This is a genomic window from Pseudomonas viridiflava (genome assembly GCF_003702045.1).
GTDB classification, from domain to species: domain Bacteria; phylum Pseudomonadota; class Gammaproteobacteria; order Pseudomonadales; family Pseudomonadaceae; genus Aquipseudomonas; species Aquipseudomonas viridiflava_C.
In genome coordinates, this window is the sequence record NZ_RBTP01000015.1 from 105,905 (window position 1) to 124,402 (window position 18,498).

Genomic DNA, 18,498 nt, shown 5'->3' on the forward strand with positions numbered 1-18,498 from the left:
TTGTTTTTATTCAAAAGCTTAGTTAATTTTTTTGATTATTTCGGACCATTTGGTCTGGATTAGAGCACTTGGTTTGTGCGTCGCGCACGCTGATGGGGCGTATGGCCGGTCAATAGATGGCAGGTTTCGCATTCATATCGACAAAGTATGTCCGCCCGTTAAGATGCCAGCTCATTTCTGCATCACTGGTTGGATGTGCGTGAACAAGAAACCTCCCGCGACAGAGCCCGCGAGCAAGCGCGTGCGAAAGGTCAAGCCCGAGAAGGCAGTCAAGGCGAGCCGCGAGCCCAGTGCATCCGCCCTCAAGCGGCGCATGCGGCTCATGGAAGGCAAGCGCAGCGTGATTCTCGATGCCGCGCTGGAAATCTTTTCCCGCTATGGCGTGCATGGCAGCAGCCTGGATCAAGTGGCGAGTCTGGCGGATGTGTCCAAGACCAACCTGCTGTATTACTTCAGCAGCAAGGACGATCTGTACCTGAACGTGTTGCGCCAGTTGCTTGAGGTGTGGCTCAGCCCGTTGTTGCACTTCACGCCAGACAAGGACCCACAGCAGGCCATCGGTGACTACATAAAAGCCAAGCTGGAGATGTCCCGCGATCACCCGGCCGAGTCGCGGCTGTTCTGCATGGAAGTGATGCAAGGCGCGCCGCTGATTCAGGGTGAACTGCAGCATCCGCTGCGTGACACGGTGCAGGCCAAAGTGGCGGTGATACAGCACTGGATCGACAGCGGTCAGTTGGCAGCCATCAATCCGCATCACCTGATTTTTTCGCTGTGGGCGACCACTCAGCATTACGCGGATTTCCGGACGCAGGTCGAAGCCGTGACCGGCCGAACGCTGGATGATCCCGAATTCTTCGACGAGGTTCTGCAAAGCCTGCGCAGCATGATTCTGGACGGCATCCTGCCGCGTGGTGCCTGAACATATCTCCACATGATCGACTGAAGTCACGCCATCGCCAAGCGCCACGTATCCGGCGTGGCGCCGTCGTGCAGCAAGCACCAGACTGTGGGAGCGGACTTGTCCGCGAGTACTGCATTCCTGTCGCTGAATCGTCGTCGGATGTACTACTTCTTTCGCGGACAAACGGAACGCCGCCCGGTCCGCTCCTACAAACCGCGTTTCTTCAATGAGTTACAGGTTGTTTGATAAGAGGCGGCTTGTCGGCGATCCGCCGGGAACCGGCAGCAAACCTGCACATGGCGTGTCAGATGCAACCTGGGGCCGCTGCGCAGCCCATCGGTGCCGTCGTAACCTCTGAGAGCTCCCACGCCCTTCGGGCAAAGGCTGCCTCCCACAGTTTGTGTGCCTTACGCACCCCGGCCGAGCAGCAACCGATCATTCTGCACAAACCAAGTGCTCTGAATCGGACCATGTGATCCGGTTTTTCCGTACTGTTTCCTGCAGTCCTTTGTTTCGTAACGTCTTTTCCGCAGTGGCATGGATGCTGCTATGGCCTGCTGGGTCGGCCCCGCGCTGTTCTTGCAGGCCATTACCCTCAGGAAGACGTCTATGTACAAGAAATTGTTGCCCGGGACACTGTGTGCGGCTGTCGCGCTGGGGATGGGCAGCCTTGCCCAGGCGGAAGGGCTGACCCTTAAAGGTCCGGCAAAGATCGCGATGGTGTACATCAGCCCGCGCAACGACGGTGGCTGGACCCAGGCATTCGACGAGGCCCGGCAAAAACTGGAAAAAGACCTGGACACCAAAATCCAGTATGTCGAAAGCGTTCCTGAAAATGCTGCTGCGATTACGCCTGTGGTCGATCGCCTGATCGCTCGTGGCGCGAACATCATTGTCGGCACCGCGTTCGGCTACTCGGACACCTTCCTGGCGCTGGCCAAAAAATACCCTGATGTGGCGTTTCTGAACGGGTCGGGCACCACCAACGCGCCCAACCTTGAATCGTTCTACGGCCGTACCTATGAAAGCCAGTACCTGTGCGGCATGGCGGCAGGCGCGACGTCGAAAACCGGCAAGCTGGGTTTCGTCGCTGCCAACCCATTCGGCCAGGTCAACTGGACCATCAATGCCTACGAACTGGGCGCCAGGCAGATCAACCCGAAGGCCACGGTTACAGTGGTTTACACGGGCGCCTGGAACGACCCGGTCAAGGAGCGCGCCGCGACAATGGCGCTGATCGACAATGGCGTCGACGTGGTCGGCCAGCACGTCGACAGCCCGACGCCACAGATCGTCGCGCAGGAGCGCGGTATTCACGGCACCGGTCACCACCGCGACCTCAGTGAATTTGCCCCCAAAGCCACGGTGTGTTCGTCCGTCTGGGTCTGGGATCGTTTTCTGGGGCCTGAACTCAAGAAAGTCATGGCAGGCAACTGGACCCCTGCGGCCAATGGTGCGCTGCTGTCGATGGAGCAGGGCGGCACTGACATCAGCCTGACCCAGGACCCGATCATTTCTGCGGACAACCGACAGAAAATCGAAGCCGAGCGGGCCGAACTGCTCGCTGGCCGGAAAATCATTTACAGCGGCCCGATGGCGGATCGCGATGGCAAGGAGCGCATCGCCGCCGGTCAGTCCATGCCTGACCCTGACTTGTGGAAAATGGACTGGTTCATCGAAGGCGTGAAGACTCAGCAATGAGTCAGGTCAACGCGCTCCAACTCACCGGGATCAGCAAATCGTTCGACGGTTTCAAAGCCTTGACCGACGCCGACTTCACCGCTCACTGGGGCGAGGTCCACGCACTGCTGGGCGAGAACGGTGCCGGCAAATCATCGCTGATGAACATTGCCGCCGGGCTGTACGCCCCGGAAACCGGCTCGTTGCTGATCGACGACAACCTCGTCCAGCTGCAAGGCCCCAAGGATGCGAGTCGTTACCGGATCGGCATGGTGCATCAGCATTTCAAGTTGGTGAAGCCGTTCACCGTGGCGCAGAACATTCTGTTGGGCCTGCGCGAACAGCCGGGCGAGGGCAGTTATCGCAGACGTTTGCGTGCGCTTGAGCAGGAGATTGCCACCAAAGCTGAAGAGCTGGGTTTTGTGCTTGACCCGACCCGCAGCGTCGACAGCCTGTCGGTGGCCGAGCAGCAACGCGTCGAGATTCTCAAAGTGTTGCTGGCCGGTGCGCGGATTCTGATTCTCGATGAGCCCACGGCCGTGCTCACCGACCAAGAGGCCGAGCGTCTGTTGATGACCGTGCAGACTTTTGCCCGGCAAGGCGCAGCGGTGATTCTGGTGACCCACAAAATGGCCGACGTGAAGCGCTATGCCGATCGCGTGACGGTAATGCGTGGCGGCAAAACGATCCAGACCCTCGACCCGCAGAGCGTGAGCGTTCAGCAACTGGTGCAACTGACCGTGGGCGACTCTGCGCCGGTCAGCGCGCGCAGTCCGGTCACGCCGGGAGAGGTTCGATTGCAGGTGCGTGACCTGCGCAGTGCCGCAGGCGACACGGCCCTGAACGGCGTCAACATGACCCTGCGTGCCGGGCAGATCTATGGCATTGCAGGCGTCGGCGGCAACGGTCAGGCAGAACTGGCCAACGCGCTGATGGGCCTGCCGCAACCCACCGATGGCGAGATTCATCTGGCCCAGTTCGGTGATCTGCGTAGCGCATCGACTGAGCAGCGGCGGCAGTTGCGCATCGCCTCGATTCCGGCGGATCGCTACGGCGCGGCGCTGGCCGGTTCGCTGTCGGTGGCAGAGAACTTCGGCATCGGCACTATTCATGACGGGCAATACGGCTCGTTCTGGCGCATGCGTTATGCGCGTTTGAAGCAGGACGCACAGCAGGCGGTGGCGGAATTCGATGTACAGGGCGTGCGTTCGCTCGATCAGAAAGCCGCACTGTTGTCGGGTGGTAACGCCCAGAAACTGGTGATTGCTCGCGAATTCAGTCGCGACCCTCAATTGGTGCTGGTCCACAGTCCCAGCCGGGGCCTGGACGTTCGCGCCACCCAAGCGGTGCATGACCGGCTGCGGGCGGCGCGAGATGCTGGGGCGGCAGTGCTTGTGATCAGTGAAGACCTGGACGAGGTCCTGACCCTGTCTGACCGGATCGGCGTGATGAATGGCGGGCGTATCGTGGCTGAGTTCGAGCACCCGGCTGACCGTCAGGCCATTGGCAAAGCGATGGTGAGTCATGACTGAATCGACTGTTTTGCACGCGGGCAGCGCGCCGCGAAGCCCCTTGCTGTCCCGACGCTACACCCTGGAAATCCGTCAGCAGACCGGCTGGCCGCTGCAGGCGCTGATCATTGTGCTGGCCTTGCTGGTCGGCCTGGCCATCTGCACCGCGATATTGATCATGGCAGGCGTTCCAGCAGGCGAATTGCTCAACGAATTCGTCATGCAGACGGTCTTCGATGCACAGAACTTCAAGGCTGTTTTGTTTCAGGCCTCGCCCATGATCATGGTCGGTCTGGCGGGCTGCATGGCGTTCCGGGCGCGGTTCTGGAACCTGGGGCTGGAAGGTCAGATGATTTGGGGCGCTATCGGCGCTACGGCGATTTCGCTGTTCGATGTGGGCCCGGACATTGTGCGCCTGCCACTGATGATGGCGGCTGCGATTGCTTGCGCGATGCTCTGGAGTTTGGGGCCGATCCTGTTGAAGCTGAAGTGGCAGGTCAACGAGATCATCTCCACCCTGATGCTCAATTACATCGCCGCCAACTTCCTGCTGCATCTGGTGTATGGCAGTTGGAAAGACCCTCGGGACAACTTTCCGTATTCGCCTGCGCTGCGCAGTATCGAACGCCTGCCGGATCTGTTCGCCGGGTACAACTCGGCCATTGTTCTGGCGCTGCTGGTCATGCTGCTGACGTTGTGGTTCATCGGCATTTCGAGGGCGGGTCTGTACCTGCGCTTCGTCGATGCCAATCCGAAAGTGGCCGGTGCCGTCGGTGTGCCGGTGCGCAAGATGATCATGGGGACCGTGCTGCTCTCGGGCGCGCTGGCGGGTCTGGCCGGGTTCGTCGTGACTTCCGGTCAGGAAGGCCGCCTGACCCAGTCGTTTTATCAGGGCTACGGATTTTCCGGGATTCTCATCGCCTTCCTGGCCCGCAACAACCCGGTGGCGGCGACGATTGTGGCACTGCTGATCGCCATGCTGTTCGTGGCCGGACGCAACCTGCAGGTGTTCTACCAGATCCCTTTTTCAATGGTGCAACTGATCCAGGCGATTCTGGTGATCTGCGTGGCTTCGTCCGACTTCTTCATTCGCCATCGCCTGCGACGTATTCAGGCAGGAGCACGCTGATGGACCTTCTGTCTCACTGGTTGGGCAGTGCCCCGGATTTTGCCGTGCCCTTCGCGCTGGCTGCGCTTGGCCTGATCCTGATCGAACGCAGCGGTGTGCTGGCGCTGGGCGTCGAAGGCATGATGCTGGTGGGCGCACTCGCGGGCATCGGCATGCAGTTGAGTGTCGGCTCGCCCGGTATTGCTCTTTTAGCGTCGATGGCGGCGGCAGGCGTGGTGTCATTGCTGTTCGCCCTGATGGTGCTGGTACTGCGCATCAATCAGGTCATTGCGGGGCTGGCACTGGTGTTTTTCTGCCAGGGCCTGACCGGGTTACTGGGCACGCTGCTGGGCTGGACCAATCGCCCGGTCAGCGGTTTGCAGGCTGTGGAACTGTGGCCACTTTCGGAGCTGCCAGTGGTGGGCAAGGTGTTTGTCCAGAACCCCTTGGTGTACCTGACCGTTGTGATCTTCATAGCGGTGGTCTGGCTGCTGGAGCGCACGCGCACCGGCTTGCGGTTGCGTGCGGTGGGTGAGAATCCGCAGGCTGCCGATGCGGCGGGGATTTCAGTGCTGGGCTATCGGCTGGTCGCCATCGTTGCAGGCTCGGCGCTGATGGGACTGGCGGGCGGTTTCATCGCGGTGTTGAGTACCAAGATGTGGATTGCCGACATGACCGGCGGCCGCGGCTGGATCGCGGTGTCTCTGGTGATCTTCGCGCGCTGGTCGCCGTGGCGTGCCCTGGCAGGCGCGCTGCTGTTCGGGGGAATCGAAGCCTTGATCCCGCAACTGGCCGCGACGGGGGTCAAGCTGCCCCAGTACTTCGTGCTGATGACACCCTACGCCGTGACCTTGCTGGTCATGGTCTGGGTGGCCGCTGGCAAGCGGCAATCCTCAAGCCAGCCTGGTGCGTTGGGTGAGCCTTATATTCGGGAAGAAAGACGCTGAGCAGGCCGTGACACGTACGGTTCAGGCCGTGTTAAGGAATTTTTGACAGACGCCATGCTCTAATCGGTCATTAGCGTTCTTCCAACCCAGGAGCTTCTGAATGTTCATTTCGCGTCGTTTGATTATTGCAGCCACCGCTGCGGCCATGCTCTCCGGCTGTGCGACGTCCAACCCCTATGACAATCAGGGTCAGGCGCAAAGCTCCGGCGGCATGAACAAGACCGCAAAATATGGCGGCATCGGCGCGTTGGCCGGTGCGCTGGCGGGTGCCGCAATCGACCATAACAGTCGCGGCAAAGGCGCGTTGATCGGCGCTGCGGTCGTCGGTGCTGCATCGGCAGGTTACGGTTACTACGCGGACAAACAGGAAGCGGCGCTGCGTGCCAGCATGGCCAACACCGGCGTTGAGGTTCAGCGCCAGGGCGATCAGATCAAATTGATCATGCCGGGCAACATCACTTTCGCGACTGACTCTTCGGCCATCGCCAGCAGCTTTTATTCTCCGCTCAACAACCTGGCCAATTCGCTCAAGCAGTTCAATCAGAGCAACATCGAGATCATTGGCTACACCGACAGCACCGGCAGCCGTCAACACAACATGGATCTGTCGCAGCAGCGCGCCCAGAGTGTCGCGACCTACCTGACTTCACAAGGGGTCGATCAGGCCCACTTGTCGGTTCGTGGCGCAGGTCCTGACCAACCGATTGCGAGCAACGCCGATGCCAATGGCCGCGCTCAGAACCGTCGTGTAGAGGTCAACCTCAAGCCGATTCCGGGCCAGCAATATCAGCAATACCAACAGTAAGTTCCTTGATCGATAATCGTGCCCATGCCATGTGTGGGCATGTAGACCGGGACGCTCCGTGTCCCAATGGGCCTGATCACCAAAGGCGTCGGCTGAGTGCGAGCACGCGGAATGTGGTAGCGATCAAACGCCTAAACACAAGCCCCGTAGGGGCGATCTTGCTCGCGAAGGTCTGATGTCCAACGCTGAGTTTATTGCGGATGTACAACCCATTTGCGAGCAAGCTCGCTCCCACGGGTATTGCGTAGGTCAACCGCGATACCGCTCGTGCATCTCTTCCAGCAACTGGTCTTTCTCTTCCCACAACGCGTTGATCCACTGCTGGAATTCCAGGCGGTACTCGCCGTCCTGATCATAATTTTTGCCCACGAACTGCTGCGGGACTTTGATCTCTTCGAAGTGGGCGACCACGTCCTTCACCCTGCCGCACAGCAGGTCCCAATAACCCGGCCGGCCAGCAGGGTAGTGAAGGGTGACGTTGATGATCGATTCCAATTGCTCACCCATCGCATCCAGTACGAAGGCAATGCCGCCAGCCTTGGGTTTCAACAGGTGGCGAAATGGTGAGTTCTGCTCTGCATGCTTGCCCGGCGTGAAGCGCGTGCCTTCTGCGAAGTTGAAGATTCCCACGGGGTTGTGACGAAACTTCGCGCAGGTACGGCGAGTGGTTTCCAGGTCCTTGCCTTTCTTTTCCGGGTGCTTGGCCAGGTACGCCTTGGAATAGCGCTTCATGAACGGAAAACCCAATGCCCACCACGCCAGACCAATCACCGGGACCCAGATCAGCTCCTGCTTGAGAAAGAACTTCAACGGACGGATGCGACGGTTCAGCACGTATTGCAGCACCATGATGTCGACCCAGCTCTGGTGGTTGCTGGTCACCAGGTACGAGTGCTGATAGTCCAGCCCCTCAAGGCCGGACAGGTGCCAGCGCGTGTTGCAGAGCAGTCGGATCCACGCATTGTTGTTGCCGATCCAGGTTTCCTGAATGTGGCTCATCATCCAGTCGGTGGCGCGTTGGGCGGCAGAGAAGGGCAGGCAGATCTTGAAGATCGTGACCACGAACAGCACCGTGCAGCAGACGATGGTGTTCAGCGCCAACAGCAGCGAGGCAATGACGCCGCGCAAGGGGGCAGGCAGGAAATCCATGACGGATAAGGCTCCGGGGCAGTGATCGGACGCCGCAGGTTCGCCTGCGGCATCATGGCTGTGTATCAGGCTCGTGTGTATCAGGGCAATGTGTCGGCCTGAATGGCTGTCAACGCAATGGTGTAAACGATGTCGTCGACCTGTGCGCCGCGTGGCAAATCGTTCACCGGCTTGCGCAGACCTTGCAGCATTGGCCCCAGACTCACGCAATCGGCACTGCGCTGCACCGCTTTGTAGGTGGTGTTGCCCGTGTTCAGGTCAGGGAACACGAACACGTTGGCACGTCCTGCAACCGGGCTGTCGGGTGCCAATTGCCGAGCGACGTGCTCGTTGGCGGCGGCATCATACTGCAGCGGCCCGTCGATCAACAGATCGCGCTTGGTCTCGCGGGCCAGTTGCGTGGCTTCGCGCACCTTCTCGACTTCTTCTCCACTGGCCGAATTGCCGCTGGAATAGCTGATCATCGCGACGCGCGGTTCAATGCCGAACGCGATGGCGGAGTCGGCGCTTTGCAGGGCGATCTCTGCCAGCTCGCTGGCGCTTGGGTGCGGGTTCATGATGCAGTCGCCATAGACCAGCACTTGCTCGGGGAACAGCATGAAGAACACCGAAGACACCAGAGTGCAGCCCGGTGCAGTCTTGATCAGTTGCAGGGCTGGACGGATGGTGTTGGCGGTGGAGTGAACGACGCCCGACACCAGGCCATCGACTTCATCCAGTGCCAGCATGACTGTGCCGATCACCACGGTATCTTCAAGCTGCTGCTCAGCCATCGGCGCGTTGAGACTTTTGCTTTTGCGCAACGCCACCATCGGCGCGATGTAGCGCTCGCGAATCAGGTCCGGGTCGAGGATTTCAAGCCCCGGTGGCAGCTCGATTCCGTGAGCCTTTGCAATGGCATGCACCTCTTCGGGCTTGGCCAGCAGTACGCAACGGGCAATGCCGCGAGCCTGGCAAATAGCCGCCGCCTGGATGGTCAGCGGCTCGTTGCCTTCCGGCAGCACAATCCGTTTGTTGGCCGACTGCGCACGCTGGATTAACTGATAGCGGAACACCGCGGGCGACAGGCGCAGCTCGCGGGGGGTGCCGCAGCGTTGATGCAGCCATTTTGCATCCAGATGGCTGGCGACGAAATCGGTGATGAGCTCCGCGCGCTCACGGTCATCGATGGGGATTTCCTTGTTCAACTGATTGAGGCGGTTGGCGGTGTCGTAAGAGCCGCTGCTGACCGACAGAACCGGCAGACCGGCCTGGAGCGCGCCTCGGCACAGCTCCATGATGCGAGGGTCCGGCACGGTGTCGCTGGTCAGCAGCAAGCCTGCCAGCGGCACACCATTCATCGCTGCCAGGCTCACGGCCAGAATGATGTCGTCGCGATCGCCCGGGGTCACCACCAGCACGCCAGGCTTGAGCAGGGGGACGGTATTGAGCACGGTTCGCGCACAAATGATGATTCGGGTCATGCGGCGCTGATCATAGTCGCCCGCATTGAGCACCTGAGCGCCCAGCAGTTCAGCAACGTCGCGGGTGCGTGGTGCGTTCAGTTCGGTCTGATAGGGAATGCAGCCCAGCAGGCGGAAATCGCCATTGCGCAGCAGGGGCGAATGCTCTTTGAGTCGGGCAGCGAACACTTCCATGCTTTCGTCGGTGCGCACCTTGTTAAGGATGACGCCCAATACCTTCGGATCCTTTGGGCCGCCGAACAATTGCGCCTGCAGTTCGACCCGTCCTGAGAGTTCGGTCAGCACTTCATTTTCCGGTGCGGACACCAGAATCACCTCGGCATCCAGGCTCTTGGCCAAATGCAGGTTGACCCGTGCGGCGTAGCTGGCGCTGCGCGTGGGCACCATCCCTTCGACCACCAGCACGTCTTTGCCGACAGCGGCCTGCTGGTAAAGAGTGATGATTTCTTCGAGCAGTTCGTCCAGTTGCCCATCGCCCAACATGCGCTCGACGTGCGCCAGCCCCAGAGGCTTGGGCGGTTTCAGGCCGTGGGTACGAGCCATCAGTTCGGTGGAGCGTTCCGGGCCAAGGTCGCCAGGGTGCGGCTGGGCAATCGGTTTGAAAAAGCCCACCTTCAGGCCGGCACGCTCCAGGGTGCGCACCAGTCCGAGGCTAATAGAGGTCAGCCCCACACCAAAATCGGTAGGGGCGATGAAAAACGTTTGCATTCTGGCTTCTCGATTGAGCAGTGCAAGGGTTGTGGCGAACGTAAACAGCCGACAACCGTAAAAAAGACCGGGAACCGTCTAATGCGGATCCTCCTTGCCAAGACTATCGCTATCCGGGGCTTTCGCACACCAGCCGCAGTAAAAGCCCTTGCCTATTTTTTGTTGGCGCTGAACCGGGTCCAGCACCCAGGCCCGGGACTGCCAGGGCGGCTGGTGGCGCACATGCTGCGTGTGCCCGCAGGACAGGACCGCGATCCAGTGTCCGTCTTCATCCTGCCTGAAATCGATGAGCGTTGAATTTTCCAATCGGGGCCGTCTGTCAGAGTTGCGTTCGCTTTCGGGCGATGGCTTGGTTAAACTTGCTCGTTCTTCAATCTTAAGCAAAGGTCTTGTCCCCATGCCGATCGCCGCCAATAAGGCTGTCTCCATTGACTATACCCTGACCAACGACGCTGGTGAGGTCATCGACAGCTCCGCCGGTGGCGCGCCGCTGGTTTACCTGCAAGGTGCCGGTAACATCATTCCGGGCCTGGAAAAGGCACTGGACGGCAAGAACGTCGGTGACGAGCTGAAAGTCGCCATCGAGCCGGAAGATGCCTACGGTGAGTACTCCGCAGAACTGGTCAGCACCCTGAGCCGCAGCATGTTCGAAGGTGTCGACGAACTCGAAGTGGGCATGCAGTTCCACGCGTCGGGTCCTGATGGCAGCATGCAGATCGTGACCATTCGCGATCTGGATGGCGACGACGTCACCGTCGATGGTAATCACCCGCTCGCCGGTCAGCGCCTGAACTTCGACGTGAAGGTCGTGGACATTCGCGATGCCAGCGAAGAAGAAGTGGCTCATGGCCACGTTCATGGCGAAGGCGGCCATCATCACTGATTTGTGCTGCTAAGCTCAGGTCACTGACAAGGCGCTCTGGCTGTTCTGCGATGACGACTTTCGTTACGCGTACAGTCATTGCGCCTTTTCAAGGTCTGGCTCAAGGTTCGGGCTTCAAGGGGGTTCTTCATGAGTGCTTTCCACGACATCAAGCTGAAAGCGCTGGATGGCCAGGAGCTGTCGCTGGCTCCGTTCAGTGAAAAAGTGGTGCTGGTTGTCAATGTCGCTTCGAAATGTGGGCTCACGCCGCAATACGCAGCGCTTGAAAATCTTTACCAGCAATACAAGGACAAGGGCCTGACCATCCTGGGTTTGCCCTGTAACCAGTTTGCCGGTCAAGAACCTGGGACTGAAAAAGAGATCGCCGATTTCTGCGAGCTCAACTACGGTGTGACGTTTCCTCTGGGCGAGAAGCTTGAGGTGAACGGGCCGCATCGTCATCCACTCTATCGTCTGCTGGCGGGTGAGGGAGCCGAGTTTCCCGGCGACATCACCTGGAATTTTGAAAAATTTCTCGTTCGCAAAAGTGGCGAAGTCATTGCGCGTTTCTCCCCGCGCACGGCACCTGACGATCCTGCCGTCATCCAGGCGATCGAAAAGGCGCTCGGTCTGCACTGATCGCCTGTTCGGGTGGCCTGCGACGCCTCGGCCACCCCGTCTGCCTACTGCTTCTGAACTCAAATCAGTCAAATCAATAGTACTGGGCCTGTGCTCGCAGTACGCCCTATGCTGCGCGCTTGATTCGGCATGCCGTGCCGGGTCGCGAACTGTCAATGCTCATTGGAGACCCCGCGCATGCCGGTAAAAGCCTTGTTCACACCCTTTCATCTGGGCAGCCTGGAATTATCGTCACGTGTGGTCATGGCGCCGATGACGCGCTCTTTTTCGCCAGGGCATGTGCCGAACTCAAAGGTCGTCGAATACTACCGGCGTCGCGCTGCCGCTGGCGTCGGGCTGATTATCACCGAGGGCACGACGGTGGATCACAAGGCTTCCAATGGCTACCCCAATGTGCCGCAATTCTTTGGCGAAGCGCCGTTGGCAGGCTGGAAAAAGGTCGTCGATGCCGTACACGCAGAGGGCGGCAAGATCGCGCCGCAGCTCTGGCATGTCGGCTCTGTCCGCCGTCTCGGCACTGAACCTGACGGCAGCGTGCCTGCCTATGGGCCGATGGAGAAGGTCAAGGACGGGCAGGTGCTGGTTCATGGCATGAGCACGCAGGATATCGACGAGGTTGTCGCTGCCTTCGCTCAGGCAGCCGCCGATGCCAAAGCCATCGGCATGGATGGCGTTGAAATCCACGGCGCTCACGGCTACCTCATCGACCAGTTTTTCTGGGAGGGCAGCAACCAGCGCACGGACGAGTACGGTGGCAGCCTTGCCAATCGTTCGCGATTCGCCATCGAACTGATCCAGGCGGTACGTGCCGCGGTCGGACAGGATTACCCGATCATCTTCCGTTTCTCACAGTGGAAGCAGCAGGATTACACCGCACGTCTGGTTCAAACACCGGAGGCGTTGGGCGAATTCCTTCAGCCACTGTCGGACGCAGGTGTGGACATCTTTCATTGTTCGACACGGCGTTTCTGGGAAGCTGAATTCGAAGGTTCCGATCTGAACCTGGCCGGCTGGACGCGCAAGCTGACTGGCAAACCGACCATTACGGTCGGCAGCGTCGGGCTAGATGGCGAGTTTCTGCAGTTTATGGTCAACACTGACAAGGTTGCTCAACCGGCCAGCCTTGAGAACCTGCTGGAGCGTTTGGGCAACGACGAGTTCGATCTGGTGGCGGTTGGACGAGCGCTGCTGGTTGACCCGGAATGGGCCGTTAAAGTGCGCGAGGGCCGCGAGCAGGACATCCTGCCATTCAGTCGAGAGGCACTGACGACGCTCGCCTGACCGTGGTGCGAGTGACCTGCTCTGCCTCTGGCGTGTTCAGGGGCGGGCAGACCTCCAGCAACTGGCGTTCGAACTGATCGATAATCGCTGGCCATCCCTGACGGCCCGCATGCTGCCTCGCGTTCAGGCGGACGCGACGCAGCGTCTCATCGTCTTCCAGCATCCAGAGCGCTGAGTCAATGAACGCCGCTTCGTCGGCAGGCATGGCCAGTGCGCCGTTGTGGCCGTGACGAATATGCTGTCCGGCTGCCGCCTCATCGTAAGCCACCACACCCAGGCCCGAAGCCAGCGCTTCCAGCACCACATTGCCAAAGGTTTCAGTCAGGCTGGGGAACAGAAACATGTCGCCTGATGCATAGTGTGTCGCCAGCGCTTCACCCCGTTGAGCGCCGCAGAACAGGGCATCGGGAATCTGCTGCTGCAGCCACGCACGCTGCGGCCCGTCGCCGACGATGATCAGCTTGATGTTGCGCTGCGGGTAACGGGTTTTCAGGGCTTCGAAGCTGTGTTTGAGCAGACCCAGATTCTTTTCGGGGGCAAGCCTGCCAACGTGAATGACAGCCGTGTCATGGGTGCCCAGCCCCCAGCTATCGCGTAGCGCCTGCGAACGGCGGGCAGGGTGGAACAGTTGGCTGTCGACCCCTCGGGATAGCAACGCGATGCGCTCGAAACCTCGCCGTTCCAGCTCCACTTTCTGGCTGACACTCGGCACCAGTGTCACGCGTGACCGGTTATGGAACCAGCGTAGATAGTGGGTCAATAGACGCGTGACAAAGCCCATGCCGTACTGTTGCGTGTACTGAGGGAAGTTGGTGTGAAAACCGCTGACCACCGCGATCCCCAGGCGCCTGGCTGCCCGCAACGCAGAAAGCCCCAGCGGCCCCTCAGTCGCGATGTACAACACATCAGGTCGCTTGCGCTGCCAGCGGCGCAACAGCTTGTGCATGGAAGACTGACCCCATTGCAGCCCTGGATACCCAGGGATAGGCCAGCCACGGCACAGCATCAGATCGTCGGCCGCGCTTGCAACAGTGTCGTCGCTCTGCCGGGGCCGGATCAGCTCAACCCGATGCCCGCGTAACCGCAGACCCTCACACAATCGCCCCAAGGTATTGGCAACGCCATTGATCTCGGGGGTGAACGTTTCAGTGATGAGGGTGACGTGCAGGGATTGGCTCATGAGAAGAGTCTCGTCCGAAGACATGTCGGTAATGTGGCGGGTTTGTGATGGATTTGTGATGGGGGGGACACGTCGCATTGAGGGAGGGAATGCAGGATGGGGCCAGTCACGTTTGAGCCGGGTTTGGAAGGGGCTATATACGAGGCTATATACGGACTACAGCGTCTTGTTAGGCGTTGATGATTCCACATGCTTCAGTATCTGAGAAAACTGTACGGCACGAGACCGCGCTGTTTTTTCTAGCGCCGCTGACTCGGCGTTTCCGGCCAGGCGGGATGTGGAGGAGGGCTGTTCAATGTGCATGGTTGTATGCTCCTGTTAGTTAAAACAGGTAGAGCAAATGAAGTGCCAGTTTTTTCAAAATTTTAGGTCCTACAGGATTGCGCTCAATAAAGTCATCAATAAACTTTTAAGTCCTACATACATGTCCTACACATGACGCCGTTTAAGCCGTGGCAATAATCTGCCGATTGGGGTGAGGTGTTGCCGTTGCATGATGGTTTTCCGGCAGGTGAGGGCGTTGTGTACACCCTCTATCCCTTACCGCTATAAGTGCTGCAGCGAGAACATCAGAGTGCCGTAACCCAGTTGGTCATAACCGCCGCTGTTAGGGCTGTAATTACCACCGCCGCCCTCGACCCTGACCTGTTTGGCGAACGCTTCCACATGGGGTGCTTTAAGGCGTTTCAATACCACATAATGGTTGTAGAGCAACTCCCAGACAGGGCGTTCGTCGCGGCGGTATTTGTCGGAAATGACCACCTGCGTACCGATACTTTTGGTATAAGGCGTAAAAGGTACGTCATAACCGAGGTTATAACGGGCTGCATACTCGGCACCTGCCAGGACGCGGTTGTTGTCGTAGCCGAACAGGTCATCACCCTGATTCCATGCCATTTGGCAGAATGAACCGAGCAATGCGATATCCAGCATCGTGTGCGCCTGATCCCGGCCACTTTCCTGCACCTGACCGAGGGAGGGGTTGTACAGGTGCCAGACAACATGTTTGATGGCGCCGTTGCCTGCGCCATTTTTGAAGTAGTTGACCGCCTCATTGTAAATATCGCGTCGATCACTCAGAACGCCGATGGCCAGCATGGCATTCATGTTCGCCAGATCCCAGTTCGCCCAGTGATGGTCAACCAGCGCGTTGTCATGATGAATCAGGAAGTCGTGGTTCATGGGGTAAAACTTCGTCAGCATCATGTTCTGAAAGCGTTGGAAGTCTGCGGGTGCCCAGCGAGGATAGTTACGCAGGATCTCGGCGGCGTTTGCGAACTCATAGCCATACAGTCCGGAAGCCAAATACCGGTCACCCGAGCCCTCAATCGATGTGAGGGTCGATGACCATTGATTCAGCACGTCGATGGCCTTTTCTGCATAAGCATTGTCATGCGAAATCTTCCAGCGCAGGGCCAGTGCGTACGCGGTCGCTGCGTCATTGAATAGCGCGCTGTAGTTTTCCTTGTGCTTCTGATGGTCCAGTCCGCGATAAACGATGGCTTGTGGATTGGGTTTCCAGTCGAGTGAGGCGTGACGGTTGGCGGTCAGTGTCTGCCAGCCTGCGCTCCACGGTTGTTCATGGTGAGCCACCTTGTTTTCCACGCGTTCAAAGTCTTGCTGCGAGTGCAGCAGGCCTGGATGTGTGAATGGCGATGCCGCCTGCGCTGCATGGCAGTGGACACTCATGAACAACAGGCCAATTAGCAGGCTGCCGCTGAAGACCGTCGATATCTTTCGTCCTGGACTGCATGATGATTTCAATGTCGTTCCCGTCTGCATGTCGATTGAATAAGGGTCAGCCCCGTTTCGCCGATGTTCACGTATCGGACGAATGACGATAGGCGCTCAGCTTTTCCATGATCGCCCCGGCGGCTTCCAGCTGCCGGCGCTCATCGTCTGTCAGGCACGCCTGCACGGCATCGCTCAACCATTGATCACGCTGGTCTCGACTCGCCTGCAAAATCGCGTTGCCTTTTTCCGACAGAGCAATCCAGGTACGGCGTTTGTCTTGCGTGTCTGGCGTTCGGGTAATCAGCTCGCGCGCGTCCAGTTCTCTCAATAAAGAGGCCAGGTTTGACGATTGCATGTTTTCGGTTTCGGCAATTTTTGACGGCGTTGCCGTTCCGCCCATCCGGTCAATGGCGCTCAGGACCAACATTTGCGACCAGCTTTCCGGGTGGTTCTGTGCTTCCTGACGAAGGCGTTTGCCCAGTCGGGTTACTTGTTCGCGTAACAGTGAAATGTTCATCGGCAAGTTCCGGACTTCGAAGTGTGATCGTTCATGCAGTGTGTTTTTTCATCCTCGCAAGCCCATCACAATGGGTGCGCTCAAACATCAACGGCGTTGCCGTGATATGCCCGGCAAGCAGTTCGGCCGATTCAGTCCCTGCCTGATCGGCCAGGTGGCCTCTTTCAAGGCTTAGCCAGTGATACTCGACACCACGCGGATCATGCTGTGAGCTGACGGTCACCCCGTCCAGGCGACCTTTGCCCTGACGTGTCAGCTTCAAGGGGCGGACGTCATTGAGCGCGTGGTCAGGGAAATTGACGTTCAGGCAAACATCGTCAGGCCATTGCATGTTCATGAGTTGAGCAATCACAGCGGGCCCGTGATGGAGCGCAACGTCCCAAGGTATCGCGCGATTGGGGGTTGTCGCCTGACTCAGCGCGATGGAAGGAATGCCGAACAAGAGGCCCGTCATGGCGGCACCCACCGTTCCTGAAAAGACGGTCTCGACGCCCAGGTTGGTGCCTCTGTTGACGCCCGAAAGAATAAGGTCAGGTCTGTCGTGATTGAGCAGATGCCCCAGCGCCATTGCCACACAGTCACCGGGAGTGCCGTTGACTGCAAAGCGCCGGTTACCGTGAGAGCTGAGCCGCAGAGGTGTGTGAAGGCTCAAAGAATGGGAGGCGCCGCTCTGATCAAGTAACGGAGCTACCACCCACACCTCATTGGCGAGCTGACAGGCGATACGCTCCAGAATTTTTAACCCTGGCGCATTAATGCCGTCGTCATTGGTGAGCAGGATCCGTTCGAACCCGGATGTTCGGCTGTTCATGAGTCGTCTCCCATCGCACGACCTTGACAGGTCGTAGGCTTACCCTAATTTTGCTATATTTACATAGCTAAATTTGTATAGGTATTCCTTAACGGGAATTTCATTTAGAAGCCGCGATGATGGTCCGGTCGTCGCGAAGGGCGAGCGACGACCGGCCAGTGTCGATCAGGTCCGCGTGACTCGGGTCGGCAACGCCTCCGCCCCACGCTCACGCACCCAGAACAAGGTCGCCCCTGCCACCGCAGCGGGCATCATCAGCAGGTTGACGACCGGAATCAGCAGCGCGACGTAAACGATGCCGCCGAAACTCAGGCTCTGCCAGCGTTTGGTTTTCAGCCAGCCGAGCATTTCGTTCCAGCCCAGCTTGTGGTTATCGGCGGGGTAGTCGATGTACTGGATGGCCATCATCCAGACGCCGAACAACAGCCATAGCGGCGCGGCGATGATGTTGACCACGGGTATGAATGACAGGATGAACAGCCCCAGCATGCGCGGCAGCATGTAGCCCAGTTTGCGCGCCTCACGCGCCAGGGTACGCGGCACCATCGCAACCAGTTCGGCCCAACTGAAGGCGGGTGATTCGTCCACGCCGCGCACCACCGCTTCGACTTTCTCCGACAGAAAACCGTTGAATGGCGCAGCGATGACGTTGGCAACCATCGTGAAGGTGAAGAACACCATCAGCAGCACCAGCGCGACGAAGAGCGGCCAGAGGATGTAGCTGAGAAAGCTCAGCCAGTGGGGCAGCGTGGGCATGAACGCATCGACCCACAGCTCGAACTGATGGATCGCCAGATAGATGACCCCACAGAACAGCACCAGGTTGATGCTCAAGGGCAGCAGCACGAACAGGCGCAGCTGCGGGCTCATGACCAGTTTCAGGCCTTCTCTGAGGTATTGCGGGCCGGTGAGGGCAGGTGCAGGCATGGCAGCCTCCGAACGCTTGAAAGGCGTGACCTTACCGGCTTTGTGTTGGCCGTGAAAGAGGCGGCTTGCAGCTGTTTTTTCAGGTTGGATTCGACGTGCGGTCGATCCGTCACCTCTGGAAGGAATAATCTGAACATCGCCCAAGGGGCAGAATCAGAATGACCTCTGGGTTGTATAGAGGCGGCCTATAAGGTGGATTGTGAAACGATATTTCCTTACTCTCTGCCACCCCGATAGGCTTGTCAGCAATTTCAGGACCTGTCCTTTCAATT

The 18,498-nt window shown here is 59.0% G+C and carries 17 protein-coding genes; 9 read left to right on the forward strand and 8 right to left on the reverse strand.

Annotated features, from left to right (window positions below; all coding sequences use genetic code 11):
• Positions 1 to 193: 193 nt before the first annotated feature.
• The 6 genes from rutR to ALP40_RS06805 all read left to right on the forward strand — a co-directional run bounded on the left by rutR (position 194) and on the right by ALP40_RS06805 (position 6,955).
• Positions 194 to 922 carry a pyrimidine utilization regulatory protein R gene (gene rutR / locus ALP40_RS06780; protein WP_122207534.1) on the forward strand — a complete coding sequence of 243 codons (729 nt, stop codon included), beginning with the start codon at positions 194 to 196 and terminating at the stop codon, positions 920 to 922.
• Positions 923 to 1,513: 591 nt separating this feature from the next.
• Entirely contained in the window at positions 1,514 to 2,605 is a 1,092-nt protein-coding gene (locus tag ALP40_RS06785; RefSeq protein ID WP_122207535.1) for a BMP family ABC transporter substrate-binding protein, read from the forward strand.
• Positions 2,602 to 4,116 carry an ABC transporter ATP-binding protein gene (locus ALP40_RS06790; RefSeq protein WP_122207536.1) on the forward strand — a complete coding sequence of 505 codons (1,515 nt, stop codon included), beginning with the start codon at positions 2,602 to 2,604 and terminating at the stop codon, positions 4,114 to 4,116. The genes ALP40_RS06785 and ALP40_RS06790 overlap by 4 nt, the downstream gene beginning before the upstream one ends.
• Entirely contained in the window at positions 4,109 to 5,224 is a 1,116-nt protein-coding gene (locus tag ALP40_RS06795; protein WP_122207537.1) for an ABC transporter permease, read from the forward strand. Before ALP40_RS06790 ends, ALP40_RS06795 begins: the two co-directional genes overlap by 8 nt.
• Positions 5,224 to 6,150, forward strand: a complete 927-nt coding sequence (locus tag ALP40_RS06800; protein WP_122207538.1) for an ABC transporter permease — start codon at positions 5,224 to 5,226, stop codon at positions 6,148 to 6,150. Before ALP40_RS06795 ends, ALP40_RS06800 begins: the two co-directional genes overlap by 1 nt.
• Before the next feature lie 100 nt (positions 6,151 to 6,250).
• Complete coding sequence (locus ALP40_RS06805; protein WP_122207539.1) at positions 6,251 to 6,955, forward strand: OmpA family protein; 705 nt, start codon at positions 6,251 to 6,253, stop codon at positions 6,953 to 6,955.
• Between the two features lie 249 nt (positions 6,956 to 7,204).
• On the opposite strand, the gene ALP40_RS06810 is transcribed toward ALP40_RS06805, so the two are convergent.
• The 3 genes from ALP40_RS06810 to ALP40_RS06820 all read right to left on the reverse strand — a co-directional run bounded on the left by ALP40_RS06810 (position 7,205) and on the right by ALP40_RS06820 (position 10,659).
• A complete protein-coding gene (locus ALP40_RS06810; protein ID WP_122207540.1) occupies positions 7,205 to 8,104 on the reverse strand; it encodes an acyltransferase in 900 nt (299 codons plus the stop codon).
• 80 nt (positions 8,105 to 8,184) lie between these two features.
• Positions 8,185 to 10,275: a phosphate acetyltransferase gene (gene pta / locus ALP40_RS06815; protein WP_122207541.1), complete on the reverse strand. Its 2,091-nt coding sequence runs from the start codon at positions 10,273 to 10,275 to the stop codon at positions 8,185 to 8,187.
• A gap of 78 nt (positions 10,276 to 10,353) precedes the next feature.
• Positions 10,354 to 10,659: a DUF3565 domain-containing protein gene (locus tag ALP40_RS06820; protein ID WP_122207602.1), complete on the reverse strand. Its 306-nt coding sequence runs from the start codon at positions 10,657 to 10,659 to the stop codon at positions 10,354 to 10,356.
• A 13-nt stretch (positions 10,660 to 10,672) separates the two neighbouring features.
• Between ALP40_RS06820 and ALP40_RS06825 the strand changes: the two genes are divergently transcribed.
• The 3 genes from ALP40_RS06825 to ALP40_RS06835 all read left to right on the forward strand — a co-directional run bounded on the left by ALP40_RS06825 (position 10,673) and on the right by ALP40_RS06835 (position 13,057).
• Positions 10,673 to 11,158 (forward strand): peptidylprolyl isomerase, encoded by a 486-nt coding sequence (locus ALP40_RS06825; RefSeq protein ID WP_122207542.1) that lies wholly within the window; start codon positions 10,673 to 10,675, stop codon positions 11,156 to 11,158.
• 129 nt (positions 11,159 to 11,287) lie between these two features.
• Positions 11,288 to 11,776 carry a glutathione peroxidase gene (locus ALP40_RS06830; RefSeq protein WP_122207543.1) on the forward strand — a complete coding sequence of 163 codons (489 nt, stop codon included), beginning with the start codon at positions 11,288 to 11,290 and terminating at the stop codon, positions 11,774 to 11,776.
• A 177-nt stretch (positions 11,777 to 11,953) separates the two neighbouring features.
• On the forward strand, positions 11,954 to 13,057 hold the full coding sequence (locus ALP40_RS06835) for an NADH:flavin oxidoreductase (RefSeq protein ID WP_122207544.1): 1,104 nt from the start codon (positions 11,954 to 11,956) through the stop codon (positions 13,055 to 13,057).
• Here the strand turns inward: ALP40_RS06835 and ALP40_RS06840 are convergent.
• The 5 genes from ALP40_RS06840 to cysZ all read right to left on the reverse strand — a co-directional run bounded on the left by ALP40_RS06840 (position 13,026) and on the right by cysZ (position 18,226).
• Complete coding sequence (locus tag ALP40_RS06840; RefSeq protein ID WP_122207545.1) at positions 13,026 to 14,237, reverse strand: glycosyltransferase family 1 protein; 1,212 nt, start codon at positions 14,235 to 14,237, stop codon at positions 13,026 to 13,028. The two genes, ALP40_RS06835 and ALP40_RS06840, sit on opposite strands and share 32 nt — an antisense overlap.
• 546 nt (positions 14,238 to 14,783) lie before the next feature.
• The gene (locus tag ALP40_RS06845; RefSeq protein ID WP_122207546.1) at positions 14,784 to 15,926 is read right to left on the reverse strand and encodes an alginate lyase family protein; all 1,143 of its coding nucleotides are present in this window, start codon (positions 15,924 to 15,926) and stop codon (positions 14,784 to 14,786) included.
• 130 nt (positions 15,927 to 16,056) lie between these two features.
• Entirely contained in the window at positions 16,057 to 16,488 is a 432-nt protein-coding gene (locus ALP40_RS06850) for a MarR family winged helix-turn-helix transcriptional regulator (protein ID WP_122207547.1), read from the reverse strand.
• A gap of 31 nt (positions 16,489 to 16,519) precedes the next feature.
• Entirely contained in the window at positions 16,520 to 17,299 is a 780-nt protein-coding gene (gene surE, locus ALP40_RS06855) for a 5'/3'-nucleotidase SurE (RefSeq protein WP_122207548.1), read from the reverse strand.
• 165 nt (positions 17,300 to 17,464) lie between these two features.
• On the reverse strand, positions 17,465 to 18,226 hold the full coding sequence (gene cysZ, locus ALP40_RS06860; protein WP_122207549.1) for a sulfate transporter CysZ: 762 nt from the start codon (positions 18,224 to 18,226) through the stop codon (positions 17,465 to 17,467).
• Between the last annotated feature and the right edge of the window lie 272 nt (positions 18,227 to 18,498).

Excerpts from the sequence above, each read along its gene's own strand:
- rutR (WP_122207534.1), top strand. The coding sequence starts at position 194 with ATGTGCGTGAACAAGAAACCTCCCGCGACAGAGCCCGCGAGCAAGCGC.
- ALP40_RS06835 (WP_122207544.1), top strand. The coding sequence starts at position 11,954 with ATGCCGGTAAAAGCCTTGTTCACACCCTTTCATCTGGGCAGCCTGGAA.
- pta (WP_122207541.1), bottom strand. The coding sequence starts at position 10,275 with ATGCAAACGTTTTTCATCGCCCCTACCGATTTTGGTGTGGGGCTGACC.
- ALP40_RS06800 (WP_122207538.1), top strand. The coding sequence starts at position 5,224 with ATGGACCTTCTGTCTCACTGGTTGGGCAGTGCCCCGGATTTTGCCGTG.
- ALP40_RS06790 (WP_122207536.1), top strand. The coding sequence starts at position 2,602 with ATGAGTCAGGTCAACGCGCTCCAACTCACCGGGATCAGCAAATCGTTC.
- cysZ (WP_122207549.1), bottom strand. The coding sequence starts at position 18,226 with ATGCCTGCACCTGCCCTCACCGGCCCGCAATACCTCAGAGAAGGCCTG.
- ALP40_RS06825 (WP_122207542.1), top strand. The coding sequence starts at position 10,673 with ATGCCGATCGCCGCCAATAAGGCTGTCTCCATTGACTATACCCTGACC.
- ALP40_RS06845 (WP_122207546.1), bottom strand. The coding sequence starts at position 15,926 with ATGAGTGTCCACTGCCATGCAGCGCAGGCGGCATCGCCATTCACACAT.
- ALP40_RS06830 (WP_122207543.1), top strand. The coding sequence starts at position 11,288 with ATGAGTGCTTTCCACGACATCAAGCTGAAAGCGCTGGATGGCCAGGAG.
- surE (WP_122207548.1), bottom strand. The coding sequence starts at position 17,299 with ATGAACAGCCGAACATCCGGGTTCGAACGGATCCTGCTCACCAATGAC.
- ALP40_RS06785 (WP_122207535.1), top strand. The coding sequence starts at position 1,514 with ATGTACAAGAAATTGTTGCCCGGGACACTGTGTGCGGCTGTCGCGCTG.
- ALP40_RS06805 (WP_122207539.1), top strand. The coding sequence starts at position 6,251 with ATGTTCATTTCGCGTCGTTTGATTATTGCAGCCACCGCTGCGGCCATG.
- ALP40_RS06795 (WP_122207537.1), top strand. The coding sequence starts at position 4,109 with ATGACTGAATCGACTGTTTTGCACGCGGGCAGCGCGCCGCGAAGCCCC.
- ALP40_RS06850 (WP_122207547.1), bottom strand. The coding sequence starts at position 16,488 with ATGAACATTTCACTGTTACGCGAACAAGTAACCCGACTGGGCAAACGC.
- ALP40_RS06810 (WP_122207540.1), bottom strand. The coding sequence starts at position 8,104 with ATGGATTTCCTGCCTGCCCCCTTGCGCGGCGTCATTGCCTCGCTGCTG.
- ALP40_RS06840 (WP_122207545.1), bottom strand. The coding sequence starts at position 14,237 with ATGAGCCAATCCCTGCACGTCACCCTCATCACTGAAACGTTCACCCCC.